Raw genomic sequence first — 23,488 nt, forward strand, 5'->3', positions numbered from 1 at the left:
ATGAAGTATTTTGGTTTAGTTCAACAGTGTGGGGATCCTTCTTGGCCTAGCCCTAGCTACTATTTTACGAGCGATACCCATGTATTGGTGGTTAAGAATACGCTTGAGCCTTATCTACGCGATGAATGGAAAGGATGGGAGCAAGCTTTAACCGCATCTTTTGCGGAAACAGAAAGTGGCAAAAAAGATGTGCGCACCTACAGGCGAGCTGTTCAACTGTTGGATATTAATGAATGTCCTGAAGGAATCAAAACGATTATTCGAGACGCTCGACAGTTAAGCCAACGTTGATATGTACAAAGTCTAGTAATTTTTGCAAATTTTAAGAAATAAAACATCATGCTTGACCAATTCTGATCGAAGGAAGAAACTACTGTACACGAGATTGTCTGCCCGAATTGTAAGAAGGCTTTTACGATTGATGAGGCTGGGTATGCTGATATCTTGAAGCAGGTTCGGGATGAGGACTTTGATAAGCAGGTTCATGAGCGGCTTGAGCAGGCTGAGCGGGAGAGTCAAAACGCGCTGGAACTGGTTGGGGCGAAAGCTGAGCAGGAATTGCAGAAAGCTCAGAGTGTAAAAGATGCTCAGATTCAGGATTTGCAGGCCAAACTTGAATCTGAGCAGTCTGCCAAAGCCTTGGCGGTTTCTGAGGCGTTGCGTAAGGTTGAGAAGGAGAAAGACGACCTGAATGCTGCGCTCGAAAAAGCTAAATTAGAGCAGAAAAGAGCCCTTGAATTAGCGGAAGCTAACTCTAAGAGTGATTTGCAGAAAGCTTCTTCTGAGAAGGATGCCGAGATTGCTGAGCTCAAGAATCAGTTAGATTCTATTGAGCTTGAGAAAAAGCATGAGCTGGTTGAAGCTCTTAGCAAAGAAGTGATGGTGTTCCAATCACTAAGCGAGAATATCATTGTACCAATTCATCAGGTGTAAAAATAATAATTCAAGAGCATAACTTAGGTCATGTAAAAGGCAATGTTCCTCCACGTTTTAGCGTAATGCCATATGGTGATTCTACTGGATATGTGTCTGGTGCTCATGGTTACTATGGATTTTAATATGAAATTTATTGATTATATTACTAGAAATGATTTTTTGAAAAAACTGTACCCTAATGATTTACCTAATAAATTAGTTATTGGGAGAATTGAATTGTTAGATACCGATAAAATTTATCTTTGTGTAAAAACAACCCAAAAACCATTTATAGATATAGCTAAGTGGGGCTGTTGGGGTAAAGATTATAATGCTGTATCTATAGAATTAATTGGACAATTCATTAAGGATGTCAATATATCAAACTGGACTGGTTCTAAAAGTCTTTTTGACTTCTCATTTTCTGCTGAAAATAATATTATTAATATTAATTTTATTAATAATGACGTGGAAGTTAATTTTTTATTAGGTGGAGTAGTATTTCAAAGCTGTTCCGTATTTTTGACTGAGAATTAAATAAAAAGCTGAAAAGATTCCACACTTCTGTCGACTTTTTATTTTTAAATAGAGTTATTAGGTGGAATAAATCCATATGGATATACGCATAATCCGCTGACTTGGGTTGACCCGTTGGGGTTAGCTAATTATGAAGGCGGAAGGGGGACGACAGCAGGAAATAACCTTTCTCATTTAACAGATGAACAACGGCAATTAATCCAAAATGCTGAACATATATCAACAGCAAAACCAGGTAAACAAGTTATTGTTCCTCGTGATTTAAATGAGCAAATTTTTTGGAAACAAGTAAAAGGTGAACCAACCTCAGGAAGAGTTTTAGAAGGCTTAAATAATGACCTTCGTTTTCCTGAATCTGCGGGTTTCCAAAAATGGAAGCAGTGCATAAGTTGCCTGATGACTCTAGTATAACCATACATTACTAATATAATACTAATACCGGTAGGGCTTATGATATGAAGATAACGACACCTAAACCTAGATGGTCACAGCCGGGTGTATCCATTACAGATAAATAAAGGTTTAATATGAAAATAAAAGAAAAAGATGGAACTATTGTAGATATTTTTGCTATCTTTTCATTACTATCACCTATAGACCAAAGAATGAAGACATATTTTTATGGTGTACCAAAAAGTTATGGTGGGTTAATAGCTTTTACTCTAGATGAAGTTGATATAATAGAAAATGTATTTAGGTCTGAAATGGTTGTTTTCGTAAATCGAGGAGTCGGTGTTTATCACTGGGCTTTAATACAGGAAAAGCTGTTAGATGATCTTCTTGAACGAGACGAGGATGCCTACAACCGTTTCCTTGAAATCATCAAAGAAGAAGGATTAGTTGATCCCGATTTTTATTAATAAAATAAGCTCTCTCATCAGCAGTGGGGATCCTGTTTTTACTTATTAGCCGCTTGCGCAGATAGTGGTAGTGAAGCATGTAAGTGGAAGCGTAAAAAACGTATTACTACATATCAGCATATCGTGGCTTACCGTATCAAAAACTGCAATTAACATTTTACTGCAACAATATAGCGATGATGAAAGTGGGCTACACTATAATCGATTCAGGTATTATGACCCGGATACGGGGCAGTATATTAGTCCTGACCCGATAGGGCTATTAGGTGGAATAAATCCGTATGGGTATGCACATAATCCGTTGACTTGGGTTGACCCGTTGGGGTTGGCTAATTATGAAGCTGGAAAGGGGACGACTGGGAATAATTCTATATTAGCTAATGCAAATAAAGAATTAGAACAATAGTAGCATCTTTAGACAATAGCAAATATAAACCAGCTACAGCAATCGGAGCTGCTGATCCATTGAATGGTAAAGTAGTTACTGCATCAAGTGGAACAGTTCCCACTAAAATAGCACCAGAATTACAAGCTTATGCTGATAAATTAGGTGGATTAGGTGTTAAAACTTCATGTGGAAATACATTAGGGCGTTGTGCTGAATTTAGAGCTGCTAATGAGTTATTATTAAATAATCCTAATCTTGAATTAAAAGATATCCAATTTACTCAAGCAGTTCGTCCAAGAACTGGAGAGGTTGTACCTCGTTGTGAGAATTGTATTAATATTTTTGGAGCTGAAAAATAATGAAAATGGATGATGATTTTATAGAAAGCAACGATCTTGATTGGTTTGCTTCGTTTAGCGATGGCTATTTAGCACATTTTACTTCGGGGGGAACAAATTTAATTCCTGAGAAAGTAAAGTGTTGTCTAGAATCTTATGAAATTGTTTATAATTATTTTGCTAATTTAAAAGGAAATTATGAGTTTGAAATTATAGAAGAAAATCTCCCTCATTTTGATGATAGTACAAAGAGAAATCAATATATAAGTAGTTTTATTGATGCAGCAGCTAAAGGACTCTTTAGTTATAACAGAAATTTTAATGATGGAAGATATTTTTTAATTGCTAAACCATTAAATCCATTATTATTGAATGATTTACCTGAAAATATAAGTAATAAGTTAAATGAATTGCCCAAAGGTATGCAATCAGGTAAAAAGTATATAACTGAAATAGAATAAAATATAACATCAAGAGTGCAGATAGGGTTGTGTCGGCTGATGGTAAGAGGAGTATTCATTATGGTAATCATGAAATGAATAGCAGACCAACTAAACATCATTATCATGAAGAAACATGGACATTTGATCCAGTTAATAACGTAATGAATGTTGATAACCGTGTTATACGAGTGCCAATATTAAAATGACAAATATAACTATTACAGAGTTTGAAAACCAACGAGTAGAATTTACTTCTCGATTAGGTAATGGAATAGCTTTATGGAAAGGAAACGAACCGCAAATAGGTAGTCATTATCCTGTTGAATTGGATATAGATGATTATTTTGAGTGGGGAATAAATATAACTTTAACGAAAGAAGAAATACCAAATATAAGTATTATTGATAACAAATTGTTTTTTATTGCAAAAATAATTTCTTATGAAAGTGATGGAATTTTGGTTATTTCACTTGATGACGATGTTATATTTTTAGACGTGTCAATGGCACCTAATCAAGGCAAATATGTTTCTTTTTCTACTCTTATCGATAATGTATCGCTCTATCCAGTAGAATTTTAATTAAAAATAACCAGAAAGATCTCCTGATCCTTCTGGCTTATTTTCACGAGTTGTTTTATATAGCGATGATGAAAGTGGGCTACACTATAATCGATTCAGGTATTATGACCCGGATACGGGGCAGTATATTAGTCCTGACCCGATAGGGCTATTAGGTGGAATAAATCCATATGGATATGCACATAATCCGTTGACTTGGGTTGACCCGTTGGGGTTGGCTAATTATGAAGGTGGAAAGGAGAATATTAACCAAATCCCTAATGATTTACCTAAAAATATAAATATTGGGCAACAAGGTAAACATATTCCAGAGCATAATAATTTTATACCTGGAAGAAGTACAATTAATGAAGGTATTAATACTCAATCTTTACTTGATGGTATTCATTCAGAGCAATATCCAATTATAGGAAAAGGAAGTAGAGGTCAACCAATAGTTGACTTTGGCAAACCTATAGGAACTGATGCATCATCCGGTATGAGTACACAATATGTACAATTCACTATGGTAAAAATGGTGTACATATTGTTCCTACGAACCCTACAATCATAAAAGAAAATAATAATGTCAAATCTACCAGATTGGTTAATTATTTGTGTTTGGCGAGCTTTATTAGGTGAAATATATCCAAACATACGAGCTATAGCATTAAAGTATTCTCAAGATAGTAAATACTTATTAATAAGATATTATTTGGATAGAGAGCCCTTAGAAGAAGACTATGAAAGTATTTCATCTGTTGAAACAGAGATGTTTTCTGCAGTAGGCAATGATTTCATATCACATAGTGATTTAGAATGTATACATGAAATTGAAATTATAGCTAATCTTGATAGGTTGGATGGTTTTGTATATGTCAGAAAAGAATATTAATAAAGAAAATAAATCTGCAAAGATACGGCGTTAAATAAACCATTAGATACAACAGCATTAGTAGCACAATGGGGTAAAAGTGACGTAACAAAGGGGGGGGGGAATATTCCTATCAATCAAAGAAAAAGTAGTCGCTAATATTGCAGCAAACTAAGAAATCAACACCTCAGGGGGGACTGTTACAAAAAAAAGAGATTTTAGATACTATGACCCGGATACGGACCAGTATATTAGTCCAGACCCGATAGGGCTATTAGGTGGAATAAATCCGTATGGGTATGCACATAATCCGCTGACTTGGGTTGACCCCTTGGGGCTGACTAGTTGTTCTTCAGGAAAAGGAAATGATGCTCATAATTCGGCAAACTATCAGAAATTGAAAGATTTTTATGAGCAAGCTGAAAAATATGGTCCAGCTGACATTAAAAGCCTTGAGAACGGTCGTTATCGTTTCTATGGAGAAATGCAAGGTGCAAGATTGGTATGAGAATGGGATCCTGCGACAGGTAATAGAAGAACATGGTATGAAACTGTAGATCATTCTGGTCGTGTAAGAAGCGTTGCTACAAAGCCTGTAGTGCATGAAAAGAATCACCACATATTTGATTCAAATGGTGAATATATGGGGCGAAGGTAAATATGAGAGAAATCCCTAGAAAAAGTGACTTAATTAAAAAAATACAAAATTTACTATCAGGACATGAAAATAGGAAAGCTGTATCTGAGTGGGCGTTTGATATTTATAATGATGATTCTTTAAGAATATCAGATCCAATGATATCTAATTACTTGGAGATGTTAGGCGCGGTAGATTTACCATCCTCAGATAGGAATTACTTATATACTGAGGACGATTTTAGGGAATGGATAAGAGAATTAAATCGTTCTTGATCGCATTAAACTGGGAAACTCGCCCGAGTTTGATACCGAGTACAGTTATAATGACCAAGGACAGTTAACGGAAAAACGGCGCGAACGGGAAGGATTTCGTACGGAGGTCTGGCATTATCGCTGGAATGGACGAGGTCAGTTAACCGGGGTAAGGACGCCGGGTAACCAGTGCTGGGAGTATGTTTATGATGCTTTTGGTCGGCGGATACGCAAATTTCAGGTAATTAACGGCCAGCGGGAGCAGATAAAGAGACCGTTAAGCCAGACAGCTGAACTTTATCAGGCACACACCGAATTACCTGTGTCACATCAACCACCCGTCAGGAAAGTAACGCAGGCCAAAGTTATCGGCTATGATTATTTTTGGCAGGGAGACCGATTAGTGGAAGAAATCCCTCTTTACGCTGATGGCACACCTGCTTATAATGAATCGATACAGTGGTTATATAAACCGAATGAGCTGGAGCCTTTTGCGCGTTATGAAAAAGGTCAGCTGCATTATGTGGTATGTGACCAGATAGGAACGCCAAGGGAGCTATTTGATGAGCGGGGTAATTTAAAGTGGTTATCCCGGCATGATATTTGGGGCAAGACCAACAGCTACGGGTATAAAGCAGCGAATGATGATACCGTACTGGATTGTCATTTACGCTATTTAGGGCAGTATAGCGATGATGAAAGTGGGCTACACTATAATCGATTCAGGTATTATGACCCGGATACGGGGCAGTATATTAGTCCTGACCCGATAGGGCTATCGGGTGGAATAAATCCATATGGATATGCACATAATCCGCTGACTTAGGTTGACCCGTTGGGGCTGATTAACTATGAAGACGGGAAGGAGGCGAGTACTTCAGATAATATAAATGTTAATGAGCTAAACTTTACTGAAACAGTTGAAAATCATCTTAATGATTTAAACAAGGCTGGCGATAAAGTGAGGCCTTATGGTGATTCTAAAAATCTTTACAAGAAATCATGAGTTCTCAAAAACCAGTAACAGACCCTAGAGGTGTTCCGGGAGCTTTACGCCGGGATGTAGAAGGTACTACGAATGCTAGTAAAGGGAAATATGAATTAGTCATTGATCCCAAGACAAATACCGTACTTCATTTCCTATTTAAAAGTGAAAAATGACAATGAATAAGTTATTATTTGATTTTTATCAAACAGATAAACCTCTTTTAGGAAAGCTTGTTTATCGAGAATCAGAATACTCTTTAGATTTTATTGAATGTTCTGATGATAATTTAGCTAGATTATCCGGTGATGGTGGGCGTACCTCTCTGACAGTACATACACTGCAAATTGAAATTGGTATTAATACAGGAAAGTTACTCTATCCTTGGGGATTATTTCCTTTAATACATGCTATTGATAAACCACTTACAATACCTGATAGTTATTATGGTGAGCTATCTGTTAATACTGCAAAAAACAAACTTATATCTGGAGTATCCATTGAATTTCCAGACTCTGAAAATTGGGAGCTATGTAAAGATCCATCTTCCGGTTGGGTTTTTGTAGGTAACCCAAGTATTACACAATATTCTTGTTCTATTGAGTTTGCTAATAACGTCATAGCGTCTATAGAAAATGATTGTATTGTTGCTTTTTGGATGAGACCTGTCATTGAGATCTAATCAAATGCTTTCAGTCTAAGGACTAGGAGCTTAACTTAGTTTTGTATACCTACTGAAAGAATAAGGAAATAGTATTGAAGACCGGCTAGGCATTGTTGCACACTGGCAACCGGTTATTGACAAAGGGCAGACACCAGCACAGGTCAATTATTACCATTGTACAGAGCGTATTACTTACCAGTATGATAGTGGCTTTGAAGCTGATTGTCTTACCCGATGGGCCTAGTGTGTTCTCTAGCTTTGGCTTTTGCGCTCGCAGTTATGCTTATTACCGACCGCACTTTGGAACGCATCGACATGGTTGAGTCTTTGAAGAGCCCGGAGTGAGTGCTTGTCGCTTGGTTAACCTGTTAGAGACAGGGGGTGGGAGGATGCTCCTGCGTTCCTTGCAGTTAGAGGTGCTGGATTGGGATGTCAGTTAGGTCGCGGGCGTTCAGGAGGGAGCGGACACAAGTTAGGACGCTGAGCGAAGTCAGGGCCAGGCCGATAAGTATGAGGTGGGCCAGTAGGTCGCCGCCGGTGAGGGGAAGACTTCCTACCTGATCAGGCAGCTGTGATTCCCATTGAGCGTACCAAACTAATACCGGGCTGATATCAAAGTCGGGGATTGGATCATTGGGGTGGTAGCTAAGGCCGCCTCCGTTGGGCTCGCTGTTCCATCCGATGAAGTCGTACCCGTCTAGGAGGTAGTCGTTCTCGGGGAAGGTGAGGCCAGTTGGCCCGCTTTCGGGGATGGTTATAGGGGCCATAGTTCCAGTGGCATCATTATGGTTTGGGGCGAAGGCGATGGTTTTCTCGGGCACAATCTTCTCAGCGATATAGACACCGTCCATGCCGCTCCTGGAGCGATTTCCAAGTTCAATAGCAGAGTTGGGGAACTGAGTGGCAATCGACACCCAAGAGCCGTCTTCTTTTATCCATCGTCCTGTCAAATTACTAGACTGTGGATTCACTGCCTCGAATGCGTTGTCTGCGAATTTGGAATCAGGGCCTATGACTACCCGCACCAGACCGGAGGGGAAAATGCCTTGCTGCGCGCTGGCTTTGCTCGTATTCCAACCGCTTACGTCAAGATCGGTTAAGCCGGTTTGCGCGAAAGCCAAACTCATATTGCTGACATTACTCGTATCCCAGCCGCTCATGCTCAAGTTAGTGACTTGGCAGCCTTGAACAATTCCTTGAATGTTCGTGGCAGCACTAGTTACGAAGTTGTCGAGATTCAAGCTAGTTAGCGGAACGTAGTAGAACATTCCCTGCATGTTGGTTACTTTACTGGTGGTCCACCCGCTAAAATCCATGCTACCGGTGATGCTGCTGCGTTCAAACATGTTGTACATGTCAGTGACGTTGCTTGTGTCCCATCCTGCGATGTCGAGACTGGTTGTTGAAGATTGCCCAAACATTTCGCGCATGGTCTGCACTTGCGAAGTGTTCCAACCGCTGATATTGATGCTAGTCGCTCTGCTGGCAAAGAACATGTACTGCATGTTAGTGACGTTGTTGGTAATCCAATTGTTAAGATCTAAAGTTGCTACTCGGGAGTTTTGGAACATTCCTCCCATGCTAGTCACCTTGCCGGTGTGCCAACCATTCACATCAAGGCTCGTTACTGCGCTGTTGCAAAACATTCTTTCCATATTGGTAGTGTTGTCGGTAACCCAGTTGCTGACATCTATACTGGTAGCCGCACTATTCTCAAACATTCCCGCCATTGTGGTCACGTTAGTGACATCCCAGGTAATCAAATTGAGGCTGGGAACGGCGCTGTTTGCAAACATGTACTGCATGTTGGTTACTTTGTAGGTATCCCAACCGCTGACGTTGATGCTTCTGGCGGCACTGGTGTCAAACATTCCCTCCATTGTGGTCACATTAGTGACGTTCCAGCTACTCAAATCGAGGCTTGTGGCGAGGCAGTTATGGAAGACAACTCGCATGTCTGTAACGTTTTGAAATGCCCAACCGTCAACGTCGATGCTAGTGGCTTGGCTATTTTCGAACATACCCTTGATCGTTGTAACTTTGCGGAGATTCCATCCGGCAAGGTCCAAACTTGTTGCACTACTGCCGTAGAACATTCCCTGCATGTTGGTTACCTGGCTTGTGTCCCATTGGCTTAAATCCAAACTGTTGACACGGCTGCTTTGGAACATGTTATACATGTTGGTCACGCTACCAGTGTCCCAGCCACCAATATCGAGATTGCTTGCTTGGCAGTTGCCGAACATATTACTCATGTCGGTAACGTTTCCGGTCCGCCAACTACTCAAATCAATGCTGGAACCTGCAGTGAAGGCTGAGGAGAACATGCCGCTCATATTGGTCACGTTGCTGGTATCTACTTGGTCCAAGCCATCTATCTCGCTCAAAGTGATACCAGCAAAGAGATTCGCAGAATTTTGACCCAAGTAAGTGTTGGCGGGATCCGTGAAAATCATTTGTGACAGAGTGCCGTTAGTCTTCCAAGGGAGAGAAGTAGGCGCGTTCGGAAAGGCACCAGGACCGATATACATAACGTCCGCATCGTCGATTCGCCAAGCTGCGGTGCCAAAAACGCCTGAGGCCCTGTCAGCTCGAGGGCTTATACCGGGCCTCGATTGAATCTTATCCTTTGGGCTCGCGTTGGTATTAGGCAATGCGGACTCAGTCTCAGCCTCTATTGCCGCAGTACTCTGATTCTGGGGCTCAACCTGCGACTGAGATTCTGCATCAGAACTAGGCTTTGGTGCGGATTTAGGTTGGGGCCTCGGTTGTGCAGTATGCTCGGATGGTGTTTGATGCTGCGGAAGGAGAGCTGAATCTGCTGCGAATTCTGATGCAGCTTTCGCTCGCTGGACAGGTGCAGGTGTGGCTTCAGCTTGGTGAGTTTGATCTTCTTCAACAGTTGGGAGAGCGGTAGCAATACATGGCTGTGCAAATACTGCAACAGTCAGCAAGACAAGCAAGATAAGAAGTGCTGTCGAGCGAGTACGCTGCCCGGATCTTACCGAAGGCACGTCGTCTTTGTAATCGACATAGCGGTTGGTAGGCATGGTTGCTCTCTGTTTATTTGGCTAAAAGTGTCCACAAGCGCCTTATCGACACCGGTTAGGCCCTATTTCCTCTTACTGTGCAAGGCTACCAGAAAGGGTAGGAAGGGGGGGAACGGGACTAGGGCTTGACGCGGCACTTCCTTATGTAGCGAGAGGTCCTGCAAAGTTAAACTCTGCAGGACCTCACGCGAGGAGAGTCCTAAAATAGTGGGGCTCTTACTGTTTGGTTATTCTATTCTCAGGCGGCGCGAGCAATGGCCTGCTCGAAGTCGCGGGTGCCCTTGAAGACCTCGGAGGTCCAGGGGTTGACCTGCTGCTTCTTGGCGCGGACCAAAATATAGGCCAGAGCTGCGATGTTGACTACCAGCGAGATGATAGAGATTACGAGGTTGACGTTGGGATTGTTGACCGATTCCACAGCGAAGCGAGAATGGTCGCGGTCAAGGAAGAGAGGGAAGACCTGAGCGAACATGCACCAGATAGCTAGCGTGTTGGCGCGGTTCTGAATCCATGCGCCCTTGTTCCACAGGAAGTTGGCGAAGGTCGGGGCCAGGAGCAGGGCCAGGCCGCAGTACCAAGCGTGGGTAGGCAAGCAGTTGTAAGTGTAGGTGAAGTTCCACACGTCGTATGCCAAGATGAAGACCCAAGTCATGTCGGGCCAGAGCATGTCCTGCTTGTTCTTGGATGCGTAGATGCCAAACCAGCCAGTCATGCAGAAGATATTAATCAAACCGGCCACGCCGTTGAAGACGTTGAACCAGCCGCCCATGAGGGTTACGCCCTCGCTGGAGACGAAGGTGCCGCCCCAGCCGCGGAAAGCTGACTCAAAATCGGATGCGACGGCAATCAGGATGTTGATAGCTACGATAATGAAGGGGAAACACTTGAACCAGTTGACTTTGCCCAGCTTGCCCCAGCCGTACTTGAGGATCATGAAGCCGATACATCCGGCAGCGGCGGCGTAGAGCTTGGCGTAGTGGAACCAGCCGTTCATTTCGGTATAAGTGGGGTTGTTCAGAGCCCAGTCAGCCTTCATAGCAACGCCTACGTAGATGGCGATAAAGTATGCCGTTAGTCCTGCGGGCAGGGCCATAAAGCATACGATGCCTCCGATTTTGCTCCTGCGAGCTACTTCGTTGGCGGCAATTAAAGCACAAAATACAAGTACCCAGCCCAGCCATTGATACATGGCATCGGGACCGTAGACTTGAAATAGCACAGTGCTCACTTCCTTTTTCTCTTGTGGATTCTTTCTATTCTTGCGCTCTCCGAAGGCCGGTTGTGTCGGTTGCCGGGGCGCGCAAAATCTTATAGGTAGTCTTCCAGCTGCAAAGTCTGGATGAATATTTCCTTGACATCCTCGTCACTAATGTGCGGTTGCTCGCGCAGTAGTGCGATGGAGCCGGAAATCATCATCATGAGCGTTTCTTTGACGTGCTTGATGGGAAGGCTGCCGTGCACATGTTCAAAATCTTTGACAGTAGTCTGGCAGATGTAATCAGAGACGCGCTGGGAGACCTGGTCGACGAACTGTATGTACAGGCCACTGTTGCCGGACTGGACCATCTTTTTGCTGAAGGGCCCCTCGTCGGCTATGATGACTCGCATCATAGACACCATATCGTCCAAAGCTTGGTCGACTTGGCCGCGCACGCGGGTTTCGTTCCAAGCATCTAAGCGGGCGATGATGGCGTTAATAGCATCATCGAGCACTGCCTCGGCCACGTCTTCCTTGTTGCGGAAGTAGTGGTAAAAGAGGGAGCGGGTAATGCCGACCCTACAAGTGATGTCGCTCACGGTGATGTGGGTGAACCCCTTTTCGAGGCAAATCTCACGGGCCGCATGCACAATTTGGTCCCGGCGATTGTTGCCGCGTCTGCTGGCTTGGTTATTGGACTCAATAGCAGCTTTCCTGCTTGTTGATTCAGGTTGTGCCATATGCCTCTCCACTTGCTCAAGTCACACTCCGTGCCCTCTCTATAAGAATTCGAAAGACACCGAGCATTGACGCTCTGTCAATAACGCTTGCACAAGAATAGGGAGGGGGATTGACAACATGTCAATATGTTCTCGGCGGGCTGATTCGGGACACTCTTGTTTTGCTGGCACAGCAAGTTCGAATGTTGTGCCAGACGATTGAACATTTCAAGAAGCGGGAAGCAATCCCTAGCGGTGTATGTGGTTTTAGGCTGTGCGGTTTTGATCCGAGGCACGGGCACGCTACCGCAGATTATGGCTTGCAAATTATCTAGGATACACTCGAAAGGTTGGAACATTTTAACCACTTAAAATGAAGGGAAGTGCCAGTGGATTCCACTAACGAAATAGTTGTTGGTGTATTAGTCTTGATAATTTTCTGTGCGGTTTTGATTCTGCTATTAAGGCTGTGGATTAAGTTTCTCGCTCGAATGAGAAATCGTTCAATCCAGAAGAAAATTGCTGCCGGTAAGATCAAAGATAAGACCTTAATGAAGCTGTATCAGCGTTTTCAAAAGTCTCAGAATGGCAAAGTCATTGCGATGATGTGCTTTGGCGTTAACTACAAGTTGTTTTTAAGAACGCAAAGCGATACTTATGAAATCTACAAAGCAGAAATGATAAGAAGAAATCTACCTTTGTAAAAGCGATTGCTGATTTTCGTATGATCAGCACTGTAGCTGCAGTTGCCCCCCCCCCTATGAAATAGTTCGGGGGGGGGGCAGTATAAAACGGGAGCTGAAACGTATGCTTAGTATCTCAATCCTTTTGTTAATGATATAAAAACTCCCATCATGCTTTTATCGCTACACTTAGGAACATTATAAAGTGCCTAAGTATTCCCCGCCCTTTGGCCCGACAGCTACTTAGAATTGGTTGAGTACTGAAGTGGAAGCGCTTTTCTGCCACATTACTTGTACCGGGCAAAACGCACCAAACTGAGAAGGCAGTTATTACGGATAATTCTAACTTTTTGGCTGACATGTATGGGGATGAGTATTTCCCTGATTTCTTGGTAGACAAGGTAAAGAAAGTTCTCACCGAACTCGATGCCTTTTTGGCAGATAAGAACTATACTCCCGAGACGGTGCAGGAGGCTTTCGACAAGGCAACCTTGCAGATTAACGGCTTGGAAGAAGAGTTTGAAGAGAATGGTAGCGAGATTGAAACTGCCGCCCGTGATTCTATAGCTGAAACTGTTGATCACATGCTCCAGCATTACGATATTGATATTGACTTAGAAGAAGCCCTGAGAGAGCGCGAATGGTAGAACAGATGGAGTCTGAAGCAGGTGACCTAGCATGGGTACAGGCTTTGCAGATGGCTGTTGAAGAGACCTTTCTCATAGATGATTCTCGCGAGGCTTTTGAACACTTGGTCAAGCGATTTGCCGAAGCTGACTTGCTTTTTGAGTTGAATGAAGGAGAAGATTCGGCTTATCTGTATATTCCGAAACACCCCGGGAAATCGATGCCCGGAGCAGTTGTGAGGAGTGAATCGTTAGACAACACAATTGGCGAACAACAAGGCAAGAGCGTGATGGTAGATTTCGACGCTGCAGTTGAGCCAATCGGTATCAAGATAATGCCTGCAAGAACGTAGACGAAGCTATATGATCGCAGTTCAAGATTCGATGTTGTGCTCAGTGAGAAGGTTCTGAGAACAATTATCGCTGAGCACAACATCGATTATTTTTTAGACCAAACTATCTATTTTTAATCCTTCGTGTGTAGGAGCTGTCGTTTGCGGCTGACCTGTATAGCTGCGTAGACAAGTCCGCAAGATGCAGAAAGCGCGAAAGCGGACAAGGCTCCTATGCGCCCGGTTGGGGTTGATCCTGCGGCAGGGAGTGTGTAGAAGGTGCTGGGTGGGATTTGACTGCCGTATGTGAAGTTAGTGTTGTAGTCAGGTTGAGGATAGCTCCCCAATGTCCAGTGGAGTTGTGCGCTGACTTGGCCAGGGGAGTGGGCTGGGGTGTTGACCGCCCACTTTCCGCTGGCTTGGTCGAATCCGGGTGGGCCTGCGCTGGCGATACCGCCGAACGTCATGTCGGTGACGGCCAGCGTCTGTTTGGCTGTGGCCTGCGCCGGCGTGTAGTGTTCTACCGCGTCTATGTCGCCTTGTCCCAGCTGCCCGGAGTTGTTGTCGCCCCAGGTGTAGGTCTTGTTGTCTGTGGTGATGGCGGCCATATGGTCGGAACCGGCGCTTGCTCGTTTCACGGGGCCCAGACCAGCCGCTGTGATGTCGTTGGGGCTTGGCGAATCCCATTCCGTGGTGTTGCCCAGGTTGCCTTTGTTGTTGCACCCCCAGGTGTACAGGTGATTGCTGGAGGTGAGGGCGAGGGAGTTGAGGTAAAAAGCCTGTATGTGGCTGACCGTGGCTGGTAGGAGGTTCTTGGCGGTAAGGTCTATCGGTTGCGCTTGGTATTGGCCAGTTACGCTGGGGTCTCCCAACTGCCGCCGGCTGTTGCCGCCCCAACTGTAGGTATGTCCGTCGGCGGTTAGGGCCATGGAGTGGTTGTATCCGGCTGATACGGATACTGCGGTGGCCGGTAGCGCGCCTGCCGCAGTGATGTCGACTGGTTTCGGCTGCACCGTCGTGCTGCCCAGGTTGGTGGAGGTGCCCAATTGCCCCATGTCGTTGACACCCCATGAGTAGACATGGTGGTTGCTGGTGATCGCCAGGGCGTGTTGTAGTCCGGCCGCCAGATCGATCACATCGACGGGAAGATTGCCCAGCGCGGTGATGTCCACGGGGTTCACGTTGCGGTCAGAGGTGGCGGTGAGTGTGAGCGTGCCATACGAATTGGAGCCCCAGGCCCACACGTGCCCGTCTGCTGTGAGTGCGAAGGAGTATCTGTCGCTCGCATATACTTTGGCCACGGTGTTCGGCAGCTTTCCCGCAGCTGTGATGTCCACCGGGCTGGTTTGGCTGAAAAAACCGCCGTTGCCGAGTTGGCCGTTGTAGTTGTATCCCCAGGCCCAGACGTGGTGATTGCTGTCCAAAGCCAGAACGAACTGTCCGCCGGTTGCCACCTGAAGTACATGGGTGCCGTCGGGGAGACGGACCCGTACCGGATTGGCTGTGTTGCCAGTGGCGCCAGCGTTTCCAAGTCGTCCGGAAGCGGACATTCCCCAGCTATAGACGTTGCCATCGGCACCTATGGCAACGTTGTAAAATGGTCCAGCTGTCACGGACGTGTACACGATGTCTTGTGGGGCTTTCGGAACCGTGATCGACAGTGGGGTGCCGCCGGCCGCGGGCCCGGAGTCGGGGCTGATGGAGAAGGCCGCGTGGTCCTCCCAGTGGGCGGTCAAGGTCATGCTGGCGGTTACCTGATCGTTGAAATCCCAAGGTTGGCCGGCGTCGGTGAACCAGCCCAGGAACCAGGAGTTGCGCTTGGTGGGAGTTCTCGGCCAGTTCAGGCGCTCGCCTTCGGCCACTTCCTTGTCGCTGATGCTGGTGCTGTTGGCACCATTGTCGTTGAAATGTACCGTGTATAAGCCCTTGACATAGTAGCTGAATCTGATTGGGGTCTGGGGCTGGTCGTTGTAGGTCCATTCCACCTGGATGGGCACCGTGCCTACGGGGGAGGCGGGTATGCGGATGGTCCAGGCGCCGGTGGTGGGATCCTCGCTGAGTTTGCTGGCGGGCGCGGAGTTGAAGCTGATGGAGGTCATCTTCACTGTGGGGTTGCTCGACAGGATCGGTCTGAGCACAGGGGTTATGCTGGTGATGCCGGTGCCTTGCTGCCCAGTGCTGCTCGAGCCCCAGAAGTAGTTTTTGCCGTCACTGGTCATGGCCATCATGGCGGCCCCGCCGTCGCTGAGGGCGGTGACCGTGGCCGGGAGCTTGCCACTGGCGGTGAGATCTATAGGGTAGCCGCTGTAGATCTGCTGGTTGGCAGTGGTGCCGTTGCCCAGCTGGCCGTTGGTGTTCGAGCCCCAGGTGTAGACGTGGTGGTCGCTGGTGAGGGCCCGGCCTGTGCTGCCTCCGCCGTAGATGGCGGTGACTGTGGCGGGCAGGTTGCCGCCGGCGGTGATGTCGGAGAAGCGGTTGGGGAAGGTCGATGTGATTCCGGCGTTGCCCAGGTTGTAAGAGTCGTTGTGGCCCCAGGTGTACACATGCCCGTCTTGGGTCAAGGCCATGCACCAGGTGTTGTAGGAGCCTATCTGGACCACGTTCGTGGGAAAGCCGCTGGCCGCGCTCACCTCGAACGGCAGCACTCTTTCGTTGACGCGTGAGTTGATGTCCACATCATCGCGTTGTCCCCAACCATACACCCGGTGGTCGCTGGTGAGGGCCAGCGCGCTCCTGTTGCCGGCGGATAGGGCGGTGATGGTGGCCGGGACCTTGCCTTGGGCGGTGATGTCCACAGGTGTCGAGTTCGACCCCCAAGAAGCGGACATGTCTACACCGGTGTCGGTGCCCAGTGAACCAGCGGCGGCGTAACCCCAAGCGTAGACATGGTGGTCCGAGGTCAGGGCCAATGAATAATAGCTATCTCCCGCCGCCACTTGCACAACCGTGGCGGGCAGTCTGCCCAGTGCCGTCATGTCTGTCGGGGTTGCGGGAGCGCCTGGTCTGCCAAGCTCGCCGCGGGTGGCGTCCCCCCAGGAGTATACGTGGTGGTCCGAGGTCAGGGCCAAGGTGTGCTGGTGACTGGTGGAGACTTGGGTGAAGGTGACATCGTCCGGCACTTGCACGCGGTTGGGTTTGGTGCGGTCGGTTCCAGGTTCGGTGCCCAGGTATCCACTGCCCCAGGCGTACAGATGCCCGTCCGAGCCGACGGCGACGGTGAAGTTGCCGGCCGCGCTCACCTGCTTGTAGCTGATGCCTGTTGGCGGCGAGGGCGGTGTGATCGAGGCTGTCCCCTCCCGCAGGGCGGGTCCCGAGTTCGGATCCAGCGTGAAGCCGCTGACCTTGGAGTTGTTATGTGATATGCGAGGCTTAAGATCAGATGTTTCTTGAGCCTGTGCTGGGCCGCTCCCCGCCCCAAGAAGTGCGAACATAAGCACTGCTGTTCCTAGGCTGCGGATAGTGACGTGATGGAGCATTAGAATGTTCCCCTTGCGCTGTTCAAGCTGCTATTAAGTTGCGACACGCGGCCTCGCAGTTCCCCAGCCAGCGTAAACCGCAGTTTCATCTTCCTGGTTGCATCGATGGTCACAAAAGTGGTCAAACTTTTGCAGCCGAGTTCATTCACCGTGTACATTGTATGCGATGTGTACAATGTTAACATGGTCGTTTGGTCTGAGCTGAGCGTGTTGGCCTTATTGCTGTCGATGGTAAACAGATACTAAAAGAAGTTTGTCTTCTATTTTAAATGGAGAAAAGTAAGACTTTCCGATATGGCATTATTGCTGGTATTTGAAACAAGAGGTGATGTGATCGTTTAATAGGCCCGTGGCCTGTAAATATGAGTATACGATAGTAGACCCTGTAAACTTGAAGCCTCGCCTACGTAAGTCTTTGCTAACAACATCCGATAGTGGAGTCGAGCAGGGCACATCTTCTACTGCTTTCCAATTGCCAACTATCGGCTTGCCATCGACGAACGACCATAAATACGCATCGAAAGAACCGAATTCATCTTGAACGGACATGAAAGCTTGGGCATTGCTGACTGCAGCGCGCACCTTGAGCTTGTTGCGCACAATGCCGGAGGTGGACAGAAGTGCGGCGATTTTGTCTTCACCATAAGATGCTACGGTTTGGTAATCGAAATTATCAAACGCTTCTACGAAGTTTTGCCGCTTGCGCAAGATGAGATCCCAACTCAATCCGGCCTGCATACCTTCTAGAATTAAGAGCTCGAAGAGTTCGCGGTCATCGTGGGTGGGCACACCCCATTCGTGGTCATGGTAGTCGGTTTCTAATTCGCTTACCTGAGCCCATTCGCAACGCTCTACGCTCATAGTGACTACCTTTTCTGCCGGTTCTCATCCCTCGTGAAGTACCATTTGTGTTGGTCAGACATACTAGCATCAAAGCTATAACCCGCATCTCGGAAGTCTTTGAGAGCTGAACTTTCTTCAATGCGGTGCTCAATAATATAGCGGCTCATGAGGCCTCGGGCGCGCTTGGCATAGAAGCTAATGACCTTGTATGTGCCATTCTTTTCGTCGAGGAAGATGGGTTCAATAATGGCGGCATTGAGCTTCTTTGGTTCGACAGCTCTCGAGTATTCTGCCGATGCTAGGTTGATTATGGTGGGCTCGGTTGCTTCGGCGAGCTCTTGGTTAAGGGAGGCGCTCAGCTTGCTCTTCCAGAATTGGTAGAGGTTGGTATAAGTGCCCGATGCCAAGCGGATGCCCATATCAAGGCGGTAAGGCTCAATAAGGTCGAGTGGGCGCAAGATGCCATACAAGCCCGAAAGAATGCGGAGGTGGTCTTGGGCAAATTGCAGGTCTGCTTCTGAGAAGTTGCTGGCTGCCAAGCCTTCGTATGCTTCGCCTTTGAATGCCAATACGGCTTGTCGGGCCTTCGTTGCGCTAGCCTGGGAGCCCCAATTGGCAAAACGCTCGTAGGTGAGGTCGGCTAATTGGGGGCTAATCGACATGAGCTCGCGCAAGTCGGCAGTGCTGAGCGATTGGCAGGATTCTACGAGCGTTTGAGCCTCGTGCATAAACTGCGGTTGTGTGCCTTGCTCAGTGGGCAGGGGCGAGTTGAAATCTAGCGTTTTGGCTGGAGATAAGAGCGTAATCATGGGGAAAACCAATCTAACTTGGCATGAGATGATGTGCATGTCACAGAAGCAAAGTCGGGCTGACAGGATTTGAACCTGCGACATCCTGCTCCCAAAGCAGGCGCGCTACCAAGCTGCGCTACAGCCCGAAGCCCGAAGCAATCGGGCACAAGATGTAAGTATAGCGCATAGTGCGGAAAGAAAGTTGCCCGCTGTGTTGCCGAATACGTCAGTAGTTTGGTGTCGGCTTACGATAAGCTCAATAGTGTCTATGTGCACTGTGCTATGTGGGCGAAAATCGGGGAAATAGTTGCGTGGTCTACAGCGAACACAGTACGACCGCCACCAGAGAGTCGAAATGAGACAAGGTATGAGTGACGACCAGCAGAACTTTGACAATAATCAGCCAGGCAATGCGCCAGGCAACGATGCTCAATCTGCACCACAAAACCAACCAATGGCGCAGAGTAATCAAGAAGCTGACCCAGCGCAGGGGCAGGTGCCCTTCGATACGCAAGCTCCAACGCAGAGCTATGCAGGCAATGATGGATCTTATATGGGCGGCAACGATGGAAGCCAGTTCAATCAAGGTGCCCAGGAAAATTACGGTACCGGTCAGGTGCCATTCGCAGACGTGAAAGAGCATGAGCAAGAGGCCAAGAAGAAAACGATTGCTATTATCGTTGCAATCATCGCAGTCATTGCGATTGTGGCGGCTCTGCTGGTTTGGAAGCCTTGGGGCGTAAAACGGGCTGACTATGAAGAAGCTGTTCATGCAACCCGGCTACTGGAAGAGCAGAAAGCTACAATCAATGAGTATATTGGCAAGCTGTATAAGGGAGATAAGTCAAGCTCCAGCCAGGATGCAGACAAACTTAAGCAGGCGGTCAACAAGCTCGACAAGATGACCAAGGATTTTGGTTCTCTTAAAGCGGTCAAAGATAGTGCGGTCAAAGACAAGTATCAGGCTTATTCCGACAAAGAACAAAGTTACAAGACCTACGTTGAAGGCCTTATCGACTCTGCTCCAGCGTATGCCAAGGCGGAGAAGGCTTGCGGAGACACTTCCAAACTCACGGATTCGGATAGTGAAGACTATATTGAGCAATTGAATACTTTTATTGGATCTTGCAAAACTGGGCTTGAACAGGCCGCTAAGGTTCCCAACAAGACCATATCGGAATATACTAGCCAAGCTGGAAAAGTTATGGGCAAATTGCAAGACGTGATGAAGCAGATGACTGACTTAATCAACAATCTAAATGCCAGCAATGCTAATGACAGTTTGACGAAGATGGAAGATTTGCAAAAGGAAGCTTCCAAGTTAGAACGCGAGACGCCCGACTTTAACGAGTTCAATGCCAAGCTCGATAAAGAGAAGGAAAAAGCCACTCCGGAGGATTCTTTGCAGGATTTGATGGATACCCTCAATGCGAGACTTGCTCAAAAGTAAGTAAAATTAATACAGTCAAATAGGTTGGGAGCAGTCTGCGGAGTGTCAGGCTGCTCCCAACTGGTATATGTGTCATCTGGTGTAGCCCCTATGATGAATATATGAATCTTACACAAGCTCTATGGTCTGCTCCCAGCGCTCAAGGACCGCTGAGTGCGCAGGTGACCATACCGGGTAGCAAATCCTTATCGAATAGGTATTTGATACTTGCTGCCTTAGGCCGGCGGCCAGTTGAGATACGCGGATTGCTGCGCTCGCGCGATACTGACCTCATGCTTGCAGCTTTGCATACTTTCGGCGTGGAGAGTCGAGCTGGTGAGCAAGACCCCACCCAAGTGACGATTTTGCCACCTGAACATGGCATTTTTACCGGCGGGGGTGAAGTGGACTGCGGGCTTGCTGGAACGGTCATGCGCTTTGCGCCGGCTCTGGCTATGCTAGCCGATGGTCCGACGCGCTTTACTGGCGACAGACAGGCCCAAGAGCGGCCCATGCGCTCACTCTTAGATGGCTTAGAGCAATTGGGAGCGCGCGTTATATATGAAGGCGCTGATGGGTATTTGCCTTTTACTATTCAGCCGCCTGAGCACTTTAATGGGGGAGTGGTCAGTATCGACTCGTCCTCATCTTCGCAGTTCATCTCTGGACTTTTGCTATTAGGATCTCGGGCCTGCGACGGGTTGCAAGTGCACCATGTGGGTGCTTCGCTGCCGAGCCTGCCACATATTCGGATGACAGTGAGCGATATTCAGCAGACCGGCGTACAGGTCGAGGCTAGGGAAGATCAGGCGACGTGGCAAGTGCATCAAGAGCCAGGTCAGCTCGGGCCGCAATTGCCTGAAGTGATTCAAGTTGAGCCCGACCTGTCGAATGCTGCCCCATTCCTCGGGGCTGCACTTATCAGCGGTGGTAGCGTCTGTGTGCCTCACTGGCCGACGGAGACCACACAGCCAGGCGGTTTGCTTCCAGACATGCTCACCAGTCTTGGAGCACAGGTGAGTTTCCCTACCATCGACGCAGACCAAGCCTGCCGAGTGCAAGGTAGTGGCAGTCTTCATGGCTTAGGTGATTACAATATGGCTGCTGCAGGAGAGCTTGCCCCGACCTTGGCTGCGCTGGCAGTATTCGCAGATAGCCCCACTCGATTAAGAGGCATTGGCCACCTGCGCGGGCACGAGACTAACCGCCTAGCAGCTCTCACAGCAGAAATTCGTAAGGTTGGTGGTCAGGCCGAGGAGTTGGAAGATGGCATCGCAATAGTACCTGTCGAGCGCCGCGAACTTCACCCTGCCTGCATAGAGACTTATGCGGACCACCGGATGGCAACCTTTGCAGCCCTGCTTGGTTTAGGTATCCCGGGTATAGAAGTGCGCAATATAGGAACTACGAGTAAGACTCTGCCCAACTTCGTACCTATGTGGGAGCAGATACTCAGCACGGCTACAGTGTAAGCGCTCACAGATACAAGTTTGGCCCCAGCAGAAGGGTATCTGCTGGGGCCAAACTTGTATTTACTTGCCGTATTTACTTGCCGAACTTGTTGCCGTAGGAGTCGCCTTCGCGGGCGATAACCTCAGACTGGCGAGCAATGGAAAGCTCTTCGTTGGTTGGCACGATGCAAACGGTGACCGAGCTGTCAGGAGTCGAAATGATGCGAGCTTCCTTGGAACGGATGTCGTTCTCCTCCAAGTTGAGCTTGACACCGAAGGGAGCGAGCTGCTCAATCACGCGAGCGCGTACGATCTCATCATTCTCGCCCACACCTGCGGTGAAGGTGATGACATCCAAGCCGCCCATTTGAGCCGTGTAGTTGCCAATGTAGGCTACGATGCGGTGCACGTAGATATCGAGTGCTAGCTTGGCATCCTTGTTGCCCTCGGCAATTTCGCGGTGCACTTCGCGCATATCGCCGAAGCCGGTCATGCCCATCATGCCCGAACGCTTGTTGAACAAATCATCGAGCTCGTCTACAGACATGTGAGCGTTGCGCATCAGGTGGAAGGCGACTGCTGGGTCGATGTCACCAGTGCGGCTGCCCATCATCAGTCCCTCAAGAGGGGTGAGACCCATTGAAGTTTCAATCGGCTTGCCGGAGACCTGTGCGGAAGCGGAAGCACCGTTGCCGATGTGCAAGACAATCTGCTTGAGACCTTCGGCAGGCTTGCCAACAACTTCAGGAACGAGCTTACCGACGAACTCATGGCTGGTGCCGTGGGCGCCATAGCGACGAATATGGTACTGCTCGGCGATGTCCTTGTTGAGGGCATAGGTCGAGGCCTTGGCAGGCAAATCGGTGAAGAAGGAGGAGTCGAATACAAAGACCTGAGGAGTGTCAGGCAGGAGCTCGCGCATAACCTGAGCGCCTTCGGCTTCTGGACCATTGTGAAGAGGTGCTAAAACGGCCAAATCCTTGACTTGGGCAAGGGTTTGATCTGTAACTAGAGCTGGCTTGGGGAAGATAGAGCCGCCCTGCACGACGCGGTGGCCAACGGCGACGATGCCGGACTCGTTGAGGTCCGGGCCGTACTCCTTGAAGAGACCCAAAACGCGCTTGAGGCCGGTCTCATGGTTGTTAATGGGCTCTTCCATCTCATGCTTTTGGCCCTGATACTCGTGCTTGTAGTGGCCGTCAACAGGCTCACCAATCTTTTCAACCAAGCCCGAAGCCAAGCCTTCGCCGGTTTCGAGATCGACTAGCTGATACTTAATCGAGCTAGATCCAGAGTTGATAACTAGGACGGTTCTCGCCATTATGGCATCCTCCTGATGCAAATCGATTGGAGCTCAAACTCCACATATTCCTTTATTCAGATTACGCTGCGGTGCTTACAAAACGGGCATAAGCTAACCCAAGATGGCTGGCGGG

The 23,488-nt window shown here is 47.7% G+C and carries 29 protein-coding genes, 1 tRNA gene and 2 pseudogenes; 24 read left to right on the forward strand and 8 right to left on the reverse strand.

Annotated features, from left to right (window positions below; genetic code table 11):
* The 19 genes and pseudogenes from R8377_RS03075 to R8377_RS03145 all read left to right on the forward strand — a co-directional run bounded on the left by R8377_RS03075 (position 1) and on the right by R8377_RS03145 (position 7,472).
* A complete protein-coding gene (locus R8377_RS03075; RefSeq protein WP_317643515.1) occupies positions 1-291 on the forward strand; it encodes a hypothetical protein in 291 nt (96 codons plus the stop codon).
* Positions 292-444: 153 nt separating this feature from the next.
* Positions 445-933, forward strand: a complete 489-nt coding sequence (locus R8377_RS03080; RefSeq protein WP_317643516.1) for a hypothetical protein — start codon at positions 445-447, stop codon at positions 931-933.
* Positions 934-935: 2 nt separating this feature from the next.
* On the forward strand, positions 936-1,058 hold the full coding sequence (locus R8377_RS07825) for a hypothetical protein (protein WP_425605037.1): 123 nt from the start codon (positions 936-938) through the stop codon (positions 1,056-1,058).
* A 1-nt stretch (position 1,059) separates the two neighbouring features.
* Positions 1,060-1,452 (forward strand): hypothetical protein, encoded by a 393-nt coding sequence (locus R8377_RS03085; protein ID WP_317643517.1) that lies wholly within the window; start codon positions 1,060-1,062, stop codon positions 1,450-1,452.
* Between the two features lie 114 nt (positions 1,453-1,566).
* Complete coding sequence (locus tag R8377_RS03090; protein ID WP_317643518.1) at positions 1,567-1,863, forward strand: hypothetical protein; 297 nt, start codon at positions 1,567-1,569, stop codon at positions 1,861-1,863.
* Between the two features lie 116 nt (positions 1,864-1,979).
* A complete protein-coding gene (locus tag R8377_RS03095) occupies positions 1,980-2,312 on the forward strand; it encodes a death domain-containing protein (protein ID WP_317643519.1) in 333 nt (110 codons plus the stop codon).
* A 70-nt stretch (positions 2,313-2,382) separates the two neighbouring features.
* Complete coding sequence (locus R8377_RS07785) at positions 2,383-2,718, forward strand: RHS repeat-associated core domain-containing protein (protein WP_345785173.1); 336 nt, start codon at positions 2,383-2,385, stop codon at positions 2,716-2,718.
* 59 nt (positions 2,719-2,777) lie between these two features.
* On the forward strand, positions 2,778-3,059 hold the full coding sequence (locus R8377_RS03100) for a hypothetical protein (RefSeq protein WP_317643520.1): 282 nt from the start codon (positions 2,778-2,780) through the stop codon (positions 3,057-3,059).
* The gene (locus R8377_RS03105; RefSeq protein WP_317643521.1) at positions 3,059-3,499 is read left to right on the forward strand and encodes a hypothetical protein; all 441 of its coding nucleotides are present in this window, start codon (positions 3,059-3,061) and stop codon (positions 3,497-3,499) included. The genes R8377_RS03100 and R8377_RS03105 overlap by 1 nt, the downstream gene beginning before the upstream one ends.
* Before the next feature lie 184 nt (positions 3,500-3,683).
* Complete coding sequence (locus R8377_RS03110; protein WP_317643522.1) at positions 3,684-4,061, forward strand: hypothetical protein; 378 nt, start codon at positions 3,684-3,686, stop codon at positions 4,059-4,061.
* Positions 4,062-4,131: 70 nt separating this feature from the next.
* A pseudogene (locus R8377_RS07790) lies at positions 4,132-4,266 on the forward strand (RHS repeat-associated core domain-containing protein); the annotation flags it as partial.
* A gap of 3 nt (positions 4,267-4,269) precedes the next feature.
* Complete coding sequence (locus R8377_RS03115) at positions 4,270-4,614, forward strand: polymorphic toxin type 50 domain-containing protein (RefSeq protein WP_317643523.1); 345 nt, start codon at positions 4,270-4,272, stop codon at positions 4,612-4,614.
* Between the two features lie 12 nt (positions 4,615-4,626).
* Positions 4,627-4,935, forward strand: coding sequence for a MafI2 family immunity protein (locus R8377_RS03120; protein ID WP_317643524.1), 309 nt, complete (start codon positions 4,627-4,629; stop codon positions 4,933-4,935).
* A 157-nt stretch (positions 4,936-5,092) separates the two neighbouring features.
* Positions 5,093-5,242: pseudogene (locus R8377_RS07795) on the forward strand (RHS repeat-associated core domain-containing protein); the annotation flags it as partial.
* 3 nt (positions 5,243-5,245) lie between these two features.
* Positions 5,246-5,422 (forward strand): hypothetical protein, encoded by a 177-nt coding sequence (locus R8377_RS03125; RefSeq protein ID WP_317643525.1) that lies wholly within the window; start codon positions 5,246-5,248, stop codon positions 5,420-5,422.
* Positions 5,423-5,574: 152 nt separating this feature from the next.
* Complete coding sequence (locus R8377_RS03130) at positions 5,575-5,826, forward strand: hypothetical protein (protein WP_317643526.1); 252 nt, start codon at positions 5,575-5,577, stop codon at positions 5,824-5,826.
* Positions 5,827-6,208: 382 nt separating this feature from the next.
* Positions 6,209-6,631, forward strand: coding sequence for an RHS repeat domain-containing protein (locus R8377_RS03135; protein WP_317643527.1), 423 nt, complete (start codon positions 6,209-6,211; stop codon positions 6,629-6,631).
* 9 nt (positions 6,632-6,640) lie between these two features.
* Positions 6,641-6,811: a hypothetical protein gene (locus tag R8377_RS03140; protein WP_317643528.1), complete on the forward strand. Its 171-nt coding sequence runs from the start codon at positions 6,641-6,643 to the stop codon at positions 6,809-6,811.
* Between the two features lie 151 nt (positions 6,812-6,962).
* The gene (locus R8377_RS03145; protein ID WP_317643529.1) at positions 6,963-7,472 is read left to right on the forward strand and encodes a hypothetical protein; all 510 of its coding nucleotides are present in this window, start codon (positions 6,963-6,965) and stop codon (positions 7,470-7,472) included.
* 392 nt (positions 7,473-7,864) lie between these two features.
* Here the strand turns inward: R8377_RS03145 and R8377_RS03150 are convergent, their stop codons facing one another.
* The 3 genes from R8377_RS03150 to R8377_RS03160 form a co-directional block, all read right to left on the reverse strand.
* Positions 7,865-10,504 carry a BspA family leucine-rich repeat surface protein gene (locus R8377_RS03150; RefSeq protein ID WP_317643531.1) on the reverse strand — a complete coding sequence of 880 codons (2,640 nt, stop codon included), beginning with the start codon at positions 10,502-10,504 and terminating at the stop codon, positions 7,865-7,867.
* Positions 10,505-10,742: 238 nt separating this feature from the next.
* Positions 10,743-11,723 (reverse strand): DUF5692 family protein, encoded by a 981-nt coding sequence (locus R8377_RS03155; RefSeq protein WP_317643533.1) that lies wholly within the window; start codon positions 11,721-11,723, stop codon positions 10,743-10,745.
* Positions 11,724-11,812: 89 nt separating this feature from the next.
* On the reverse strand, positions 11,813-12,442 hold the full coding sequence (locus R8377_RS03160) for a TetR/AcrR family transcriptional regulator (RefSeq protein WP_317643534.1): 630 nt from the start codon (positions 12,440-12,442) through the stop codon (positions 11,813-11,815).
* Positions 12,443-12,810: 368 nt separating this feature from the next.
* Between R8377_RS03160 and R8377_RS03165 the strand changes: the two genes are divergently transcribed.
* The 3 genes from R8377_RS03165 to R8377_RS03175 all read left to right on the forward strand — a co-directional run bounded on the left by R8377_RS03165 (position 12,811) and on the right by R8377_RS03175 (position 14,083).
* Positions 12,811-13,125 (forward strand): hypothetical protein, encoded by a 315-nt coding sequence (locus tag R8377_RS03165; RefSeq protein ID WP_317643535.1) that lies wholly within the window; start codon positions 12,811-12,813, stop codon positions 13,123-13,125.
* A gap of 338 nt (positions 13,126-13,463) precedes the next feature.
* Entirely contained in the window at positions 13,464-13,751 is a 288-nt protein-coding gene (locus R8377_RS03170; RefSeq protein WP_317643536.1) for a DUF5713 family protein, read from the forward strand.
* Positions 13,745-14,083, forward strand: coding sequence for a hypothetical protein (locus R8377_RS03175; RefSeq protein WP_317643537.1), 339 nt, complete (start codon positions 13,745-13,747; stop codon positions 14,081-14,083). The genes R8377_RS03170 and R8377_RS03175 overlap by 7 nt, the downstream gene beginning before the upstream one ends.
* A gap of 113 nt (positions 14,084-14,196) precedes the next feature.
* On the opposite strand, the gene R8377_RS03180 is transcribed toward R8377_RS03175, so the two are convergent.
* The 4 genes from R8377_RS03180 to R8377_RS03195 all read right to left on the reverse strand — a co-directional run bounded on the left by R8377_RS03180 (position 14,197) and on the right by R8377_RS03195 (position 19,318).
* Positions 14,197-17,538, reverse strand: coding sequence for an RCC1 domain-containing protein (locus tag R8377_RS03180; RefSeq protein WP_317643538.1), 3,342 nt, complete (start codon positions 17,536-17,538; stop codon positions 14,197-14,199).
* Between the two features lie 300 nt (positions 17,539-17,838).
* Complete coding sequence (locus tag R8377_RS03185) at positions 17,839-18,399, reverse strand: DNA-3-methyladenine glycosylase I (protein WP_317643539.1); 561 nt, start codon at positions 18,397-18,399, stop codon at positions 17,839-17,841.
* A 5-nt stretch (positions 18,400-18,404) separates the two neighbouring features.
* Complete coding sequence (yaaA, locus tag R8377_RS03190) at positions 18,405-19,190, reverse strand: peroxide stress protein YaaA (RefSeq protein WP_317643540.1); 786 nt, start codon at positions 19,188-19,190, stop codon at positions 18,405-18,407.
* A gap of 54 nt (positions 19,191-19,244) precedes the next feature.
* Positions 19,245-19,318, reverse strand: a tRNA-Pro gene (locus R8377_RS03195).
* A gap of 221 nt (positions 19,319-19,539) precedes the next feature.
* On the opposite strand from R8377_RS03195, the gene R8377_RS03200 reads away from it, so the two are divergent.
* Both R8377_RS03200 and aroA read left to right on the forward strand, forming a co-directional pair.
* Entirely contained in the window at positions 19,540-20,622 is a 1,083-nt protein-coding gene (locus R8377_RS03200) for a hypothetical protein (RefSeq protein WP_317643541.1), read from the forward strand.
* Between the two features lie 101 nt (positions 20,623-20,723).
* On the forward strand, positions 20,724-22,073 hold the full coding sequence (aroA, locus tag R8377_RS03205; protein ID WP_317643543.1) for a 3-phosphoshikimate 1-carboxyvinyltransferase: 1,350 nt from the start codon (positions 20,724-20,726) through the stop codon (positions 22,071-22,073).
* Positions 22,074-22,146: 73 nt separating this feature from the next.
* On the opposite strand, the gene R8377_RS03210 is transcribed toward aroA, so the two are convergent.
* The gene (locus R8377_RS03210) at positions 22,147-23,373 is read right to left on the reverse strand and encodes an acetate/propionate family kinase (protein ID WP_317643545.1); all 1,227 of its coding nucleotides are present in this window, start codon (positions 23,371-23,373) and stop codon (positions 22,147-22,149) included.
* Positions 23,374-23,488 lie beyond the last annotated feature (115 nt).

Origin of the sequence: Bombiscardovia apis (genome assembly GCF_033095945.1) — a bacterium.
Classification (GTDB): Bacteria; Actinomycetota; Actinomycetes; order Actinomycetales; family Bifidobacteriaceae; genus Bombiscardovia; species Bombiscardovia apis.